The sequence below is a fragment of the Actinomadura sp. NAK00032 genome, assembly GCF_013364275.1.
Lineage (GTDB): Bacteria > Actinomycetota > Actinomycetes > Streptosporangiales > Streptosporangiaceae > Spirillospora.
Window position 1 is genome coordinate 6,532,658 of record NZ_CP054932.1, and the last position, 14,625, is coordinate 6,547,282.

General features: G+C 74.6%; 15 protein-coding genes. 11 read left to right on the forward strand and 4 right to left on the reverse strand.

Annotated features, from left to right (window positions below):
• Positions 1–3: 3 nt before the first annotated feature.
• Positions 4–1,233 carry an NRAMP family divalent metal transporter gene (locus HUT06_RS29830; RefSeq protein WP_176198749.1) on the reverse strand — a complete coding sequence of 410 codons (1,230 nt, stop codon included), beginning with the start codon at positions 1,231–1,233 and terminating at the stop codon, positions 4–6.
• A gap of 131 nt (positions 1,234–1,364) precedes the next feature.
• Here HUT06_RS29830 and HUT06_RS29835 point away from each other — a divergent pair, with 131 nt between their 5' ends.
• Complete coding sequence (locus tag HUT06_RS29835) at positions 1,365–2,054, forward strand: GntR family transcriptional regulator (protein WP_176198750.1); 690 nt, start codon at positions 1,365–1,367, stop codon at positions 2,052–2,054.
• A 53-nt stretch (positions 2,055–2,107) separates the two neighbouring features.
• On the opposite strand, the gene HUT06_RS29840 is transcribed toward HUT06_RS29835, so the two are convergent.
• Positions 2,108–2,740, reverse strand: a complete 633-nt coding sequence (locus HUT06_RS29840; RefSeq protein WP_254715457.1) for a GntR family transcriptional regulator — start codon at positions 2,738–2,740, stop codon at positions 2,108–2,110.
• A 150-nt stretch (positions 2,741–2,890) separates the two neighbouring features.
• Between HUT06_RS29840 and pdhA the strand changes: the two genes are divergently transcribed.
• From pdhA to HUT06_RS29890, 10 genes are all read left to right on the forward strand, one after another.
• The gene (gene pdhA / locus HUT06_RS29845) at positions 2,891–4,006 is read left to right on the forward strand and encodes a pyruvate dehydrogenase (acetyl-transferring) E1 component subunit alpha (RefSeq protein ID WP_176198752.1); all 1,116 of its coding nucleotides are present in this window, start codon (positions 2,891–2,893) and stop codon (positions 4,004–4,006) included.
• A gap of 11 nt (positions 4,007–4,017) precedes the next feature.
• The gene (locus HUT06_RS29850) at positions 4,018–5,034 is read left to right on the forward strand and encodes an alpha-ketoacid dehydrogenase subunit beta (RefSeq protein WP_176198753.1); all 1,017 of its coding nucleotides are present in this window, start codon (positions 4,018–4,020) and stop codon (positions 5,032–5,034) included.
• The gene (locus HUT06_RS29855; RefSeq protein ID WP_176198754.1) at positions 5,031–6,314 is read left to right on the forward strand and encodes a dihydrolipoamide acetyltransferase family protein; all 1,284 of its coding nucleotides are present in this window, start codon (positions 5,031–5,033) and stop codon (positions 6,312–6,314) included. The genes HUT06_RS29850 and HUT06_RS29855 overlap by 4 nt, the downstream gene beginning before the upstream one ends.
• Before the next feature lie 233 nt (positions 6,315–6,547).
• Positions 6,548–8,098: a DUF4331 domain-containing protein gene (locus tag HUT06_RS29860; protein ID WP_176198755.1), complete on the forward strand. Its 1,551-nt coding sequence runs from the start codon at positions 6,548–6,550 to the stop codon at positions 8,096–8,098.
• The gene (locus HUT06_RS29865) at positions 8,098–9,411 is read left to right on the forward strand and encodes a lipopolysaccharide assembly protein LapB (protein WP_176198756.1); all 1,314 of its coding nucleotides are present in this window, start codon (positions 8,098–8,100) and stop codon (positions 9,409–9,411) included. The genes HUT06_RS29860 and HUT06_RS29865 overlap by 1 nt, the downstream gene beginning before the upstream one ends.
• On the forward strand, positions 9,408–10,760 hold the full coding sequence (locus tag HUT06_RS29870) for a nickel transporter (RefSeq protein ID WP_176198757.1): 1,353 nt from the start codon (positions 9,408–9,410) through the stop codon (positions 10,758–10,760). Before HUT06_RS29865 ends, HUT06_RS29870 begins: the two co-directional genes overlap by 4 nt.
• A 65-nt stretch (positions 10,761–10,825) precedes the next feature.
• Positions 10,826–11,416 (forward strand): ECF RNA polymerase sigma factor SigK, encoded by a 591-nt coding sequence (sigK, locus tag HUT06_RS29875; RefSeq protein ID WP_217711518.1) that lies wholly within the window; start codon positions 10,826–10,828, stop codon positions 11,414–11,416.
• On the forward strand, positions 11,413–12,138 hold the full coding sequence (locus HUT06_RS29880) for an anti-sigma factor (protein ID WP_176198759.1): 726 nt from the start codon (positions 11,413–11,415) through the stop codon (positions 12,136–12,138). The genes sigK and HUT06_RS29880 overlap by 4 nt, the downstream gene beginning before the upstream one ends.
• A gap of 38 nt (positions 12,139–12,176) precedes the next feature.
• Entirely contained in the window at positions 12,177–12,827 is a 651-nt protein-coding gene (gene pnuC / locus HUT06_RS29885) for a nicotinamide riboside transporter PnuC (protein WP_176198760.1), read from the forward strand.
• A complete protein-coding gene (locus HUT06_RS29890) occupies positions 12,824–13,933 on the forward strand; it encodes an AAA family ATPase (protein WP_176198761.1) in 1,110 nt (369 codons plus the stop codon). Before pnuC ends, HUT06_RS29890 begins: the two co-directional genes overlap by 4 nt.
• A gap of 51 nt (positions 13,934–13,984) precedes the next feature.
• On the opposite strand, the gene HUT06_RS29895 is transcribed toward HUT06_RS29890, so the two are convergent.
• Together HUT06_RS29895 and HUT06_RS29900 are read right to left on the reverse strand one after the other, a co-directional pair.
• Positions 13,985–14,266 carry a hypothetical protein gene (locus tag HUT06_RS29895; protein ID WP_176198762.1) on the reverse strand — a complete coding sequence of 94 codons (282 nt, stop codon included), beginning with the start codon at positions 14,264–14,266 and terminating at the stop codon, positions 13,985–13,987.
• A complete protein-coding gene (locus HUT06_RS29900; protein ID WP_176198763.1) occupies positions 14,263–14,571 on the reverse strand; it encodes a hypothetical protein in 309 nt (102 codons plus the stop codon). The genes HUT06_RS29895 and HUT06_RS29900 overlap by 4 nt, the downstream gene beginning before the upstream one ends.
• Positions 14,572–14,625: the final 54 nt, after the last annotated feature.

Below are 14,625 nucleotides of genomic sequence, written 5' to 3' on the forward strand. Positions count from 1 at the left end.
CCGTCAGCTCCAGAGGTCGTCGAGTTCGGACAGCGAGTTCCAGCCCAGGTAGAGCGAGAGCAGCCAGGCGGCGCCGCCGAGGACCAGCAGCCAGACCGGGTACCGGTAGCCGCCGAGCAGGTCGCGGCGGCGGCCGGCGGCCCACAGCAGCACCGCGAGCCCGAACGGCAGGATGAGCCCGTTGAGGGCGCCCGCGAGGACGAGCAGCTTGGCCGGGGCGGTGCCGATCGCCAGGTAGATGGCCGCGGAGACCAGGATGAACGCCACGACCAGCCGGTTGCGGTACCGCTCGACGAACGAGGAGAACGAGACGAGGAACGACACCGAGGTGTAGGACGCGCCGATCACCGAGGTGATCGCGGCCGACCACATGATCAGGCCGAAGACGCGCAGCCCGGCCTCGCCCGCCGCGTGCTCGAACGCCGACGCGGGGGCGTTCTCCTTGGCGAGGGTGACGCCGCCGGCGACGACGCCGAGGACGGCGAGGAACAGCAGCACCCGCATGACGCCGGTGACGAGGATGCCGGTGACGGCGCTGCGGTTGATCTCCCGGACGTTCTCCTTGCCGGTGAGCCCGGACTCGATCATGCGGTGCGCGCCCGCGTAGGTGATGTAGCCGCCGACCGTCCCGCCGATCAGGGTGGTGATGACGAGGAAGTCGACGGTCTCGGGCGCGACGCTCTGCTTCAGCGCGTCCCCGAGCGGCGGGTCGGACACGAACGCCACGTACAGCGTCAGCAGGATCATCGCGGCGCCGAGCACGACGACGATGCGGTCCATCGCGACGCCCGCGCGGCGGCTCAGGAAGATCCCGATGGCGACCAGCGCGGACAGCCCGCCGCCGATCTTGACGTCCAGGCCGAGCAGCGCGTTCAGCCCGAGCGCGGTGCCGGCGATGTTGCCGATGTTGAAGACCAGCCCGCCGAACACGTCGAGGGCGGCGAGGCCGTAGCCAGCGCCGGGCAGGACGCGGTTGCCGAGCTCCTGGGCGCGCATTCCGGAGACGCCGACGACGCGCCACACGTTCAGCTGGATCGCGATGTCCACCAGCACGGACACGACGATCGCGAACGCGAACGCGGCGCCGAGCTTGGCGGTGAACACGGTGGTCTGGGTGATGAAACCGGGTCCGATGGCGCTGGTGGCCATCAGGAACATGGCGCCGAGCAGCGCGCCGCGGCGGGACGAGGCGGGTGGTGCCGGTGGGGTGTCCAGGGCGGTCCGGTCCGTCATGGGGGTGACCCTTCTCGGGTGTCGGCTTTCCGTCAGGGTAGAGATTGTTCAACAATCCAGCAATCCCCTTGTTGAGAGATTTTCCGGCCGATGGGATACGCTTGCCCCCACGCATGCGGGGAGGGCGGTCGATGGCGGAGACCTGGCTCGACGAGATCGCGGCGGCCCGGCACGGCCTGGACCGGTCGAGCACCGCGGCGCGGGTCGCCGACCTGCTCCGCGACCAGATCACCGACGGCCGGCTCGTGCCCGGCGCGCGGCTCCCCGAAGAGGACCTGTGCCGCGCCGTCAAGGTGTCCCGCAACACGATGCGGGAGGCGTTCCGGCTGCTCGTCCAGGAGCGGCTGCTCGTGCACGAGTTCAACCGCGGCGTGTTCGTACGCCGCGTCACCGCCGACGGCCTCGCCGACCTGTACCGGGTCCGGCGCATCCTGGAGTGCGAGGGCGTCCGGTGCGCGCCCGAGGCCCCGCCCGCGGCGCTCGCCCGGCTGGAGGCCGCCGTGCTGGACGGCGAGCGCGCCGCCGCCGCGGGCCGCTGGCCGGACGTGGGCACCGCCGACATCCGCTTCCACCAGGCCCTCGCCGCGCTGGTGGGCAGCCCGCGGGTGGACGAGATGACCCGGCACCTGCTGGCCGAGATGCGGCTCGTCTTCCACGAGATGGGCTCGCCGCGCGAGTTCCACGAGCCGTACCTCGCCCGCAACCGGCGCATGTACGACCTGATCGCGCGGGGCGACGCCGCGGCGGCCGAGCGGGAGCTGCGCTCCTACCTCGACGACGCCGAGGCGCAGCTCACCAAGGCCTACCGCGCGCAGGAGTGAGCGCCCAGGAGTGAGCGCCCCCGCGGGCGGGGCTCACGACGCCGGCGAGCGGCTCACGAGGCCGGCGAGTAGTTCATGACGTGGTCGTGCAGGAGCTGCGGCGCCTCGGGGTCGCCGCGCCGGAACGCCTCGATCAGCTCGGCGTGCTCGGCCGACTTGGAGTAGATCTCCGTGTGGTGCAGGCGCAGCGACAGCGTCGTCCACAGCTCGATGCCGAGCCCCTCCCAGACCGAGACGAGCAGCCGGTTCTGGGCCGTCTCGACGATCTCGCGGTGGAAGGCGATGCTGAGCCGCATCTGGGCCTGCAGATCGCCGGCCCGCGCGGCCTCGGCCAGCCGCTCGTTGTGCTCCTCCAGGGCGTCGACGCAGCCGGCCAGGCGGGGCAGGGCCAGCTCGACGGCCGTCCGCTCCAGCCCGGCGCGCACCGGGAAGATCTCGGCGAGGTCGCGCTCGGTGAAGTCGCGCACGCGGGCGCCGCGGTTCGGCAGCGACTCGATCAGCCGCTGCGCCTCCAGCTGGCGGAGCGCCTCGCGGACCGGGCCCTGGCTCACCCCGAGCTCGGTGGCGATCCGGCGTTCGACGATGCGCTCGCCCGGCTCCCAGCGGCCCGCGCTGATGCCCTCCACGATGAACTCCCGGATCTGGTCGGCGAGTCCGGTGCGCAGCAGCTGGGCGGGCGTGTTCACGAAACTCGATCGTAGCGCCACGATGGGTAAGTACCTCGTGATGGGGTAGGCGAATCCTGACCGCGTGGAATATGATCGATCATAGATCAATGATGATCGGGAGTGTCGTGGCGATCCTACGGCGCTACCCCGGATAGAGGAAGGTCGCCGATGGCTGAGACCGCCAAGGCCGCTCCGGCGCGGGGCCGGAGCACGCGCGGCGCCAAGGCCGCCGGGCCGAAGTCCGCCGCGCCGCCGCCGAACGGATCCGTCCCGGTGGAGGACGCCGAGACGCTCGTCGGCTACTACCGGCAGATGCTGCTGATCAGGCGGTTCGAGGAGCGCGCCGCCCGCGCCTACACCGAGGCGAAGATCGGCGGGTACTGCCATCTGAACCTCGGCGAGGAGGCGACGGTCGTCGGGCTGATGGCCGCGCTGCGCCCCACCGACTACCTGTTCACCAACTACCGCGAGCACGGCTACGCGATCGCCAAGGGCATCGGGGCCGACCGCGTCATGGCCGAGCTGTACGGGCGCTCCACCGGCGTGTCCAAGGGCTGGGGCGGGTCGATGCACCTGTTCGACGTCGAGACCCGGCTGCTCGGCGGGTACGGCATCGTCGGCGGCCAGCTGCCGCTCGCGACGGGCGCCGCGCTCGCCGTCTCCTACAAGGGCGGCGACGAGGTCGTCATGTGCCAGATGGGCGACGGGACGGCCGCGATCGGCGCGTTCCACGAGTCGCTGAACATCGCCGGCCTGTGGGACCTCCCCATCGTCTTCGTTGTGATCAACAACGGCCTGGGTATGGGCACCACCGTGGAGAACTCCTCAGCCGAGCCCGAGCTCTACAAGCGCGGCGCGGCCTACCGGATGGAGAGCGCCCGGGTGGACGGCGCCGACGTCGTCGCGGTGCGCGACGCCGCGCGGACCGCCGTCGAGCGCGCCCGCGCCGAGAGCAGGCCCTACCTGCTGGAGGCCCTCAGCCCCCGGCTCAAGGGCCACTCGGTCGTCGACCCGGCCCGCTACCGGACCAAGGAGGAGAAGGAGGCCCTGAAGGCCGCCGACCCCCTGGCCAAGATGGCGCTGGACCTGGAGGAGGCCGGGATCCTCTCCCACGACGACCGCGACCGCCTCGACGCCGAGGTCACCGCCGAGATCGACGAGGCCGCCGCGTTCGCCGACGAGAGCCCCGCTCCCGACATCTCCACGCTGTTCGACTACACCTACGCCACCCCGGTCCCGGGCGACCTCCGCCGGTTCCCCGCCGACCCCGTATTCCGTTCCTGAGAGGCACCCCCATGGCAACCGTGACCTACCGCCAGGCCCTCCGGGACACCCTCCGCGCCGAGATGCTGCGGGACGACAACGTCCTGCTGATGGGCGAGGAGATCGGGCTCTTCGAGGGCTCCTACAAGATCACCGAAGGGCTGCTGAAGGAGTTCGGGCCGAAGCGGGTCCGCGACACCCCGATCGCCGAGGAGGGCTTCGTCGGCGCCGCGATCGGCGCCGCGATGCTCGGCCTGCGCCCCGTCGTGGAGATCATGACGATCAACTTCTCGCTGCTGGCGCTGGACCAGATCGTCAACCACGCCGCGAAGATCTACGGCATGTTCGGCGGGCAGACCAGCGTCCCGATGGTGATCCGCACGCCGGGCGGCGGCGGGCAGCAGCTCGGCGCCACCCACTCGCAGAACGTCGAGCTGTTCTACTCGTTCATCCCCGGGCTGAAGGTCGTCGCGCCGTCCACGCCCGCCGAGGCGTCGGCGATGCTGAAGGCCGCGATCCGCGACGACGACCCGGTGCTGTTCCTGGAGAACCTCGCCCTCTACAACACCAAGGGCGAGATCCCCGACGCGATCGAGGACGTCGAGCCGGCCGAGATCGGCCGCGCCGGCGTCACCCGGGAGGGCACCGACATCACGCTCATCGGCTACTCGCGGATGGCGCGGGTGGCCGGCGAGGTCGCCGAGAAGCTCGCCGCCGAGGGCGTGTCCGCGGAGGTCGTCGACCTGCGCAGCCTGCGCCCGCTCGACCGGCAGACCATCGTCGACTCCGTCCGCAAGACCGGCTGCGCGGTCGTCGCCGAGGACGACTGGCTCACCTACGGCATCGGCGCGGAGATCGCCGCGACCATCCAGGAGGGCGCGTTCGACTGGCTGGACGCCCCGGTCCGCCGCGTCGCGATGGCCGAGGTGCCCCTCCCCTACGCCAAGTCCCTGGAGTCGGCGGCGCTGCCGTCCGCCGAGTCCCTGCTCACCGCCGTCCGCGACACGCTCCGCGCGACCGGCCGCCCGGTTCTGGAGAACGTTTCATGACCGAGATCCTCATGCCCCGCCTCTCCGACACCATGGAGGAGGGCGTCATCAGCTCCTGGCAGAAGCAGCCGGGAGACGAGGTCGCGGTCGGCGACGTCCTCGTCGACATCGAGACCGACAAGGCGGTCATGGAGTACGAGGCCTACGAGGCCGGCGTGCTGGAGGAGATCCTGGTCCCCGACGGCGAGACCGCCGCGATCGGCGCGCCGATCGCCCGGATCGCCCCGGCGGGGGGCGCCAAGCCGGCTGAGCCGGAGGCGAAACCGGAGCCCGAGCCGAAGCCCGAGGCCGCCGCGCCCGAGGCCGAGCCGGAGCCGGCACCCGCCGCGCCGGCCCCGGCCGCCGCGCCCGCGCGGGCGCCGGAGCGCTCGGCGGGGACGCGCCCGCCGTCGTCGCCGCTGGCGCGCCGGCTGGCCCGCGACCACGGCATCGACCTCGCGACGCTGTCGGGGTCGGGTCCGGGCGGGCGCATCGTCCGCGCCGACATCGAGGCCGCGATCCGCGCCGGGGGCACGGCCGAGGCCCCGGCCGCCGCCGCGCCCGCCGCTCCCGCCGCCCCGGCGCCGGCGCCCGCCCCCCAGGCGCGCGCGGCGGACGAGGACGTCGAGGCCGTCCCGCTGAACCGCTTCCGCAAGGTCGCGGCCAAGCGGCTGACCGAGAGCAAGCGCGACGCCCCGCACTTCTACCTCAACCGCGAGGTGGACGCCGAGGCGCTGCTGGCGTTCCGCAAGACCCTGAACGAGGCGCTCGCCCCGGCCAAGGTCAGCGTGAACGACCTGATCGTGAAGGCGGTCGCGACCGCGCTGCGCGAGCACCCGGCGGTGAACGTCTCCTACACCGAGGAGAACCTGCTCTTCCACAAGCGGATCCACGTCGGCATCGCCGTCGCCGTGGAGGACGGCCTCGTCGTCCCGGTCGTCAAGGACGCCGACCGCAAGAGCGTCTCCCAGATCGGCGCGGAGAGCCGCGAGCTGGCCGGCAGGGCCCGCGAGGGCAAGCTCAAGCTCGACGAGATGAGCGGCGGCACGTTCAGCGTCAGCAACCTCGGCATGTTCGGCGTCAGCTCGTTCTCCGCGGTGATCAACCCGCCGGAGGCGGCGATCCTCGCGGTCGGCGCCGTGCGGGACGAGCCCGTCGTCCGGGACGGCGAGGTCGTGCCCGGCAAGCGCCTGGCGGTGACGCTCTCGGTCGACCACCGGGCCACCGACGGCGCGACGGCCGCGCAGTTCCTCGCCCGCCTGGCCGAACTCCTGCAGAACCCGCTGCTGATCGTCGCGTAGCGCGCGGCACGCCGTTGAAGGGCCTCCCGCCGGTCGGCGGGAGGCCCTTCGCGGTTCGGCGGTGGCCGCATCCGGCCAGCCCGCGCGCGGGACCGATCACGCCGGGGGCGGCGCGCGAAGGAGGGGCGGGCATGGCGAAGAGACCGGTCGATCCGGCGTCGCGGCACACCTAGCCCAGCGCCGACGGACCGGCGCCGCCGCGGCGGGCATCCGGGGCCGGGCAGGGGTTCACGATGCCGACACTCCAGACGTCCAGGGCGCGGGCGGCCGCGCTGGCAGCCGCCGGGGGCCTGCTGCTGGCGAGCGCGTCCGCCGGGCTCGCACCGAGGCCGGGCACCGCGTCCAGCCACCGCGAGGCGCCGCTCATCTCCGGGCAGCCGCAGTACGACAACACCGACGTGTACGCGTTCGTCAGCCCGGACAGGCCGGACACGACGACGCTGATCGCCAACTTCCTCCCGTTCCAGGACCCGGCCGGCGGACCGAACTTCTTCAAGTTCGCGCGCGACGCCCGCTACGACCTGAACATCGACAACGACGGCGACTCGCTGCCCGACCTCACCTACCGGTTCCGGTTCCACGACCGGCTGAAGAACGCGAACACGTTCCTCTACAACACCGGGCCGGTGACCAGCCTCGACGACCCGGACCTCAACTTCACCCAGACCTACGACCTGACGCTGATCCGGCGCGTGGACGGCAACGTGCACAGCGTCCGGGACATCGCCGGGCACGCGCCGGTCGCGCCGTCCAACGTGGGCAAGGCGTCCATGCCGGACTACGCGGGCCTGCGGGCGCAGGCGGTCAGGGCGGCGGGGAACGGGGTGACGACGTTCGCCGGGCAGGCCGACGACTCGTTCTTCCTCGACCTGCGCGTCTTCGACCTCCTCTACGGGGCGAACCTCAAGGAGGTCGGGAACGACACCCTGCGGGGATACAACGTGAACACCATCGCCGTGCAGGTGCCGACGCGGCACCTGGTCAAGGGGAACGACCCCGTGATCGGGGTGAACTCGACGGTGTCGCGGCTCACGGCGTCCGGGGAGTACGCGCAGGTGTCGCGGCTCGGGAGCCCGCTGGTGAACGAGGTCGTCATCCCGCGCGGCAAGAAGGACGCGTTCAACGCGTCCACGCCGTGGCAGGACGCGCGGTTCGCCGGGTTCGTCACCGATCCGGAGCTGCCGAAGCTGATCGAGAAGATCTACAAGATCCCGGCGCCGCCCGGGCCGCGCCAGGACCTCGTCCAGGCGTTCCTGACCGGCGTGCCGGGGCTGAACAAGCCGGCGCGGGTCCGGCCGGCCGAGCTGCTGCGGCTCAACACCGCCATCAGGCCGGTCGCGAAGCCGGACCGGCTCGGCGTGCTCGGCGGCGACAAGGCGGGCTTCCCGAACGGCCGCCGGCTCACCGACGACGTCGTCGACATCGAGCTCCAGGCCGTCGAGGGCGAGCTGCTCGGCACGAAGAACGACCTGGGCGACGCCGTCAACGCCAACGACGTCGGGTTCGGCAAGGCGTTCCCGTACGTCGCGCAGCCGCATTCGGGCTCGGACGTGCGCGGCGCCGCCAAGCCGGGCGCGCGGGCGTCCGGCGCGTCCGCGACGAAGGACGGCGAGCAGGTGAACCTCCTCAACGCCGGCGCGGTCGAGGACGCGCCGGACGGCGACGGCGGGCCGCTGTCCGCGCTGCCGGTCGCGGCGCTGTCGGCCGCCGGCGGGTTCGCGCTGGCCGGCGGGCTGCTGTGGTGGCGGCGCCGCCGTCCCGCGACGGGACGGCACGGGAACTGATGCGCCCCCTCATCGCCGGGGTCTCGGCCGCCGGGCTGGTCGCCGCGCTGACGCTCGGATCGGCGGTCGTGCTCGGCCGCCCGTCCGGGGCGCCCGCCGCCTCCGCCCGGCCGGCCGGGGCCCCGGGCTCCGGCATCGCCGGGTTGCAGGCGCGGCTCCGGGAGCAGCCGCGCGACGCGTCGGGCTGGGCCGCGCTGGGCGTCGCGTACGTCGAGCAGGCCAGGGTGACCGGCGACCCGGCCTACTACCCGAAGGCGGACGACGTGCTGCGGCGCTCCCTGCGGGAGGCGCCCGGAAACGACGGCGCGCTCGCCGGGCTGGGCGCGCTGGCGGCGGCCCGCCACGACTTCCACGGCGCGCTGCGGCACGCGGACCGGGCGCTCGCGGCGAACCCGTACGGGCAGCGGGCGGCCGCCGTCCGGGTGGACGCGCTGGTCGAGCTGGGCCGCTACGACCAGGCCCTGGCCGCCGCCCGGCGCGCCGACTCCGTCCGTCCCGGCGTCCCGGTGTTCACGCGGCTGGCGTACGTGCGGGAGCTGCGCGGTGAGGTGCGGGAGGCGCGGCGCGTGCTGGAGCTGGCGCGCGCGTCGGCGACCGAGCGCGGCGACCTCGCCTACATCGCGGCGCAGCTCGGCGAGCTGGCCTGGAACGACGGCGACCTCGGGCGGGCGGGCCGCGAGTACGCCGAGGCGCTGCGCGTGTCGCCCGGCCACCTGCCCGCCCTGGACGGGCGCGCCCGCGTCCGGGCCGCGCGGGGCGACGTCGCGGGCGCGCTCGCCGACCGGGCCGAGACCGTCCGGCGGCTGCCGCTGCCGCGCCACCTGACCGAGTACGGCGAGCTGCTGGAGTCGGCGGGACGGCGCGACGAGGCCGAGCGCCAGTACGCGGTCGCGGCGGCGTGGACGCGGATCGCCAAGGCGAACGGCGTCGCCGCCGATCTGGAGACCGCACTGGCGGCGGCCGACCACGGCGATCCGAAGACGGCGCTCCGGGCGGCGCGTGCCGAGTACGAGCGGCGCTGCCCGGGGCCCGGCGTGCGGCAGTGCAGCGTGCACGCGGCGGACGCGCTGGCCTGGGCCCTGCACGTCAACGGACGTGACGCCGAGGCGCTGCGCTACGCCCGGCAGGCGACCGCGACGGGATACCGCGGCGCGATGTTCCGTTTCCACCTCGGCGTGATCGAGAAGGCGGCCGGGAAGCGCACGGCCGCGCGGCGCGACCTGGCCGCGGCGCTGCGCCTCAACCCGCGGTTCTCCCCGCTGTGGGCGCCGCGGGCCGGGGCCGCGTTGGACGACCTGGGAGGCGCGCCGTGATCGCCGCCGTGCTCGCCGCCGGGCTGCTGGCGGCGCACCCGCTGGGCGACTTCTCCGTCAACCGCTACGACGGGCTCGTCGCGGCCCCGCACGAGCTGCGCGTCGACCACGTCGAGGACCTCGCGGAGATCCCCGCCGCGCAGGCCATGCCGGAGGTGGACGCCGACGGCGACGGCCGCCCGTCCGCCGCCGAGCTGTCCGCCTGGGCGGCGGGGGCCTGCCGGCGGGCCGCGTCGTCCATGCGGATCACGGTGGACGGCCGCGCCGTGCCCGCGTCCGTGGCGGCGGCGTCCGCGACCGCGCCGCGCGGGCAGGCCGGGTTGCCGACGCTGCGCCTCGAATGCCGCGTCACCGCGCCCGCCGGGGCCGGGGCGATCACCTTCCGGGACGGCGGGGCGGACGGCCGGACCGGCTGGCGGGAGATCACCGCGCGGGGCGACCGGATGACGCTGACCGCGTCCGACGTGCCGGGGGCGTCCGCCAGCCGCCGCCTCACCGCCTACCCCGCCGACCGGCTCGCCTCGCCGCTGGACCGGCGGTCGGCGGCGCTCGCCGTCCGGCCGGGCGGGCCGCCGCTCGCCGCCCCCGCGTCCGGCGGCGGCCCGGAGCGGCTGCTGCCGCGCGGCGCGGACGGGCTCACCCAGCGGTTCACGTCCCTGGTCGCCCGGCGCGACCTCACGCCCGGGTTCGCCGCGCTCGCCTTCCTGATCGCGCTGCTGCTCGGCGCGCTGCACGCGCTCGCGCCCGGCCACGGGAAGACGATCATGGCGGCGCACGCGATCGGGGACGGGCGGCGGCGGGCGCGGGACGTCCTCGCGCTCGGCCTCACGGTCGCCCTCACCCATACCGCCGGGGTGCTGGCGCTCGGCGTGCTCGTGACGACCGGGACGGTCCTCGCGCCGGACGCGCTGTTCTCCTGGCTCGGCGCGGCGGGCGGCGTGCTCGTGACGGCGGCGGGAATCGTGCTGCTGCGCCGCGCCCTCCGCAACCGCCGGCATCCCCATCACCACCACCATCACCATGGGCACGGGCACTCGCGGCGGGGCGGGGTCGTGCTCATGGGGCTGGCGGGCGGCATGGTGCCGAGCCCGTCCGCCGTGGTGGTGCTGGTCGGCGGCGCGGCGATCGGGCGGGCGTGGTTCGGGGTCGTGCTCGTCCTCGCCTACGGTCTCGGCCTCGCCGCCGCGCTCGCGGGGGTGGGCGTCCTCGTCGCCGGCTCCGGACGCGCGCTGCTGCGGCGCATTCCGGCCATGCGGCCGCGGCTTCCGACCGGAATGATGCCGGTAGGGACGTCCGCGGCGGTCGTCCTCCTCGGGCTGGGGCTGACGCTGCGCGGACTCGTCCCATGACGTCCGGTCCGAGGCGGCGCCCGGTCCGCGGCGCCGGACGGACGGGCCACCGAGGGGAGCGCGGCATGCCGGCGGAGACGGGACCGCCGGGCGGCGGCACGGTGCCCGCGCACGACGCGGACGTGCTGCTCGGCCGGGTTGCGCGCGGTGACGAGCGCGCGTTCGAGCTGCTGTACGAGGTGGCGGCGCCGGTGGTGTTCGGGCTGGCGCGGCGGGTCGTCCGCGACCCGGCGATGGCGGAGGAGGTGGCGCAGGAGGCGATGATCGAGGTGTGGCGGTCCGCGGCCCGCTACGACCCCGCGCGCGGCGGCGCCATGGCGTGGATCGCGACGATCGCGCACCGCCGGGCCGTGGACCGGGTGCGGCGCGAGCAGGCCGCGGGCGAGCGCGAGGCGCGGGCGGCCCGCGCGGGAACGGGCGCCGGGCCGGCCGACCCGGTGGTCGAGCGGGTCGAGACGCGGCTGGAGCACGAGCGGGTGCGGCGCTGCCTGCGGACGCTGACGCGGCTGCAGCGCGAGTCGGTGACGCTGGCCTACTACGGCGGGCACAGCTACCGCGAGGTCGCCGCCCTGGTCGGGGCGCCGCCCAACACGGTGCGGACGCGGATGCGCGACGGCATCATCCGGCTGCGCGACTGCCTGGGGGTGGCGGGATGAGCGACGATCCGCACGCCCTCGCCGGCGCGTACGCGCTCGACGCGATCGACGACGCGGCGGAGCGGCGGCTGTTCGAGGCGCACCTCGCCGGCTGCGAGGCGTGCGCGACCGAGCTGCGCGAGTTCCGGGAGACCACGGCCCGGCTCGCCATGGCCGCGGCCGAGGCTCCCCCGGCGGCGCTGCGCGGCCGGGTGCTGGCGGCGGTCCGGGACGTCCGGCAGCTCCCGCCCGCCCCGCCGGGCCGGGCCGCCGCCCCGCGCACGGCGCGGCGGTGGCGGCGCGCGGCCGTCGCCGGGCTGGCGGCCGCCGCCTGCCTGGTGACGGCCGCGTCCGTGGGCGCGGTGATCCGCGAGCGGCACCGGGTGGAGCGGACGGAGGCCGCGTACCGGGAGGTCGCGTCGGTACTGTCCGCGCCGGACGCGCGCGCGGCGACGGGCCGCGCCGCCGGGGGCGGGACGGTCACGATCGTCGCGTCCGCGCTGCGGGGACGGGTGGTCGTCTCGGCGTCCGGGCTGCGGGCGCTGCCGCCGTCGAAGGCGTACCAGCTGTGGCTGATCGACCCGGCGGGCCCGCGCTCGGCGGGCCTGCTGCCCGCCGACCGCAAGGGTCCGGTCGTCGCCGGGACGTGGCGGCCCTCCGACAGGCTCGGCGTCACCGTCGAGCCCGCCGGCGGCTCCGCGCGCCCGACCACGGAGCCGCTCGTCCTGCTGAGCCCTGCCTGACCTGCGTCGCCGCCCCGCGATATGTGATCATTGCGGGCATGTCGGTGCACGTTCCGCTGGGTCCGCTGCTGGAGCCCGCGTTCCACCTCGGGTCCGTCCCCACCACGTGGGCGGAGCTGCTCGGTTTCGCGACCGGCGCGGTGAACGTGTGGCTCGTCGTCCGCCAGAACATCCTGAACTGGCCGATCGGCATCGCCAACGTGATCCTGCTCGGGCTGGTGTTCCTGGACGGCGGCCTCTACGCCGACTCCGGGCTCCAGGTCGTCTACGTCGCGCTCCAGCTGTACGGGTGGTGGGTGTGGCTGTACGGCGGCGACGGCCGGGACGCGCTCCCGGTGCGGCGCACCCGGCGGGCCGAGTGGGCGGCGCTCCTCGCGGCGGGCGCCGCCGGAACCGCCCTGCTGACCTGGGCGCTGTCGGCGTGGACCGACTCGACCGTGCCGTTCTGGGACGCCCTCACCACCGCGATCTCGCTCATGGCGACCTACGGGCAGTCGCGGAAGCTGCTGGAGTCGTGGTGGCTGTGGATCACCGCCGACCTCGTCTACATCCCGCTCTACTTCCACAAGGACCTCAAGCTCACCAGCGCGCTGTACGTCGTCTTCCTGGCATTGTGCGTGTCCGGGCTGCTGGCCTGGCGCCGCGACCTGCGCGCCCGCGCGGCGGAACCGGCGGTCGCGGCGGCGTGAGGTACGCGCACGGGCTCGTGATCGGCAAGTTCTACCCGCCGCACGCCGGCCACCGGCACCTGATCGACACCGCGGCGGCGGCGTGCGACCGGGTCAGCGTGGTCGTCGCCGCGTCCAGCGTGGAGAGCGTCCCGCTCGCGCTGCGGACGGCGTGGCTGCGCGAGGCGCACCGGCAGCCGCACGTCGAGGTCTTCCCCGTGGTGGACGACGCGGAGATCGACTACGGCTCGGACGAGATCTGGTCGGCGCACGTCGTCGCGTTCCGGGCCGGGCTCGCGATGCGGTCCGGGCTCGGCGTGCACGTCCCGCCGGTCGACGCGGTGTTCAGCTCCGAGGCGTACGGGCCCGAGCTGGCGGAGCGCTTCTCCGCCGTCCACGTCCCGGTCGACCCGCCGCGCGACCGCTTCCCGGTCAGCGGCACCGCCGTCCGCGCCGACCCGGCGGCGCACTGGGAGTTCCTGTCGCCGCCCGTCCGGGCGCACCTGGCGCGGCGGGTCGTGGTGGTCGGCGCCGAGTCGACCGGCACGACGACGCTCGCCCGCGCGCTCGCCGCGCACTACGCCGAGCGGGGCGGGGTGTGGGCCGCGACCCGGTGGGTGCCCGAGTACGGCCGGACGTTCACCGAGGAGAAGCTGGCCGCCGCCCGCCGCGCCGCCGGCGACCCGGCGCTGTGGCTGGACGAGCTGACCTGGGAGACGGCCGAGTTCACCGAGATCGCCGAACGCCACGCGGCCCTGGAGGACGCGGCGGCCCGGTCGGGCTCACCGCTGCTGGTCTGCGACACCGACGCGTTCGCGACCTGCGTCTGGCACGAGCGCTACCTCGGGACCCGGGCGCCGGAGGTGGAGGCCGTCCACGAACGCGTCCCGCACCACCTGTGGATCCTGACGTCGCCGGAGGGCGTCCCGTTCGAGCAGGACGGCTGGCGCGACGGCGAGACGATCCGGTCGTGGATGTCGGGCCGCTTCCAGGAAGAACTCGAGAAACGAGACCTGCCGCACATCACCGTGACGGGCTCCCACGAACACCGCCTGGCCGCCGCCGTCGCGGCGACCGACGCCTTGCTCACCAAGGGCTGGACCTTCAGCGAACCACTGAAGCCCTAGCCGGCCCCTGCCCCGGCTCGGCTCGGCTGGCTCGGCTCGGCTCGGCTCGGCTCAACAGCTGTAGAGCATCTTCGAGATCAGAAACTCCTTGATGTCGGCCATCACCGCGTACTCGATGAAGATGCCGGAACTCTCGACGAGGAGGCTGTAGACGCCCGGCTCGGCCTGCGGTCTGCCCGGAGGGGCGAGGCCCAGGTCGACCGCCGTCCCGGCCTTCGCAGCGAAGTCGCAGAAGAACTCGACGAAGAACTCCCTCAGCGCGGGCTTGGACTCCATGACGTCACATACCGACTCCGAGCAGAAGACCGTCCAGCCGGCCTTGGCGGCCGTCACTCCGCGGCATCGCTTCGCAGCCGCCAGCGCGCCCGGAGCTCGTCCAGCGAGGTCTTCTTCCCCGCCCTCATCTCCGCGATCGCCTCGGCGCGGCGCTCCTCCCGGTCGGGGATCTGGGCGAAGTGCGCCTCGGCCCACCAGCCGTCCATGACGTTCTGGTACTCGTCCTCCTCCTTGGCCGCCAGGACCTCTTCGAGGAACTCGGCGCGCTGTCCTTCGGGCAGCCACTCCCTGATGCCCGCGACCGTCCGCGGGACCCGGTGGACCTGGCCCGGGAGGAGGGGGTCCACCGGTTGTGCGCTCATGCCGCTCCTGACGCTCCCGCCCGTCTCGTCCGGCCCCGCTCGCCCGTACACCCG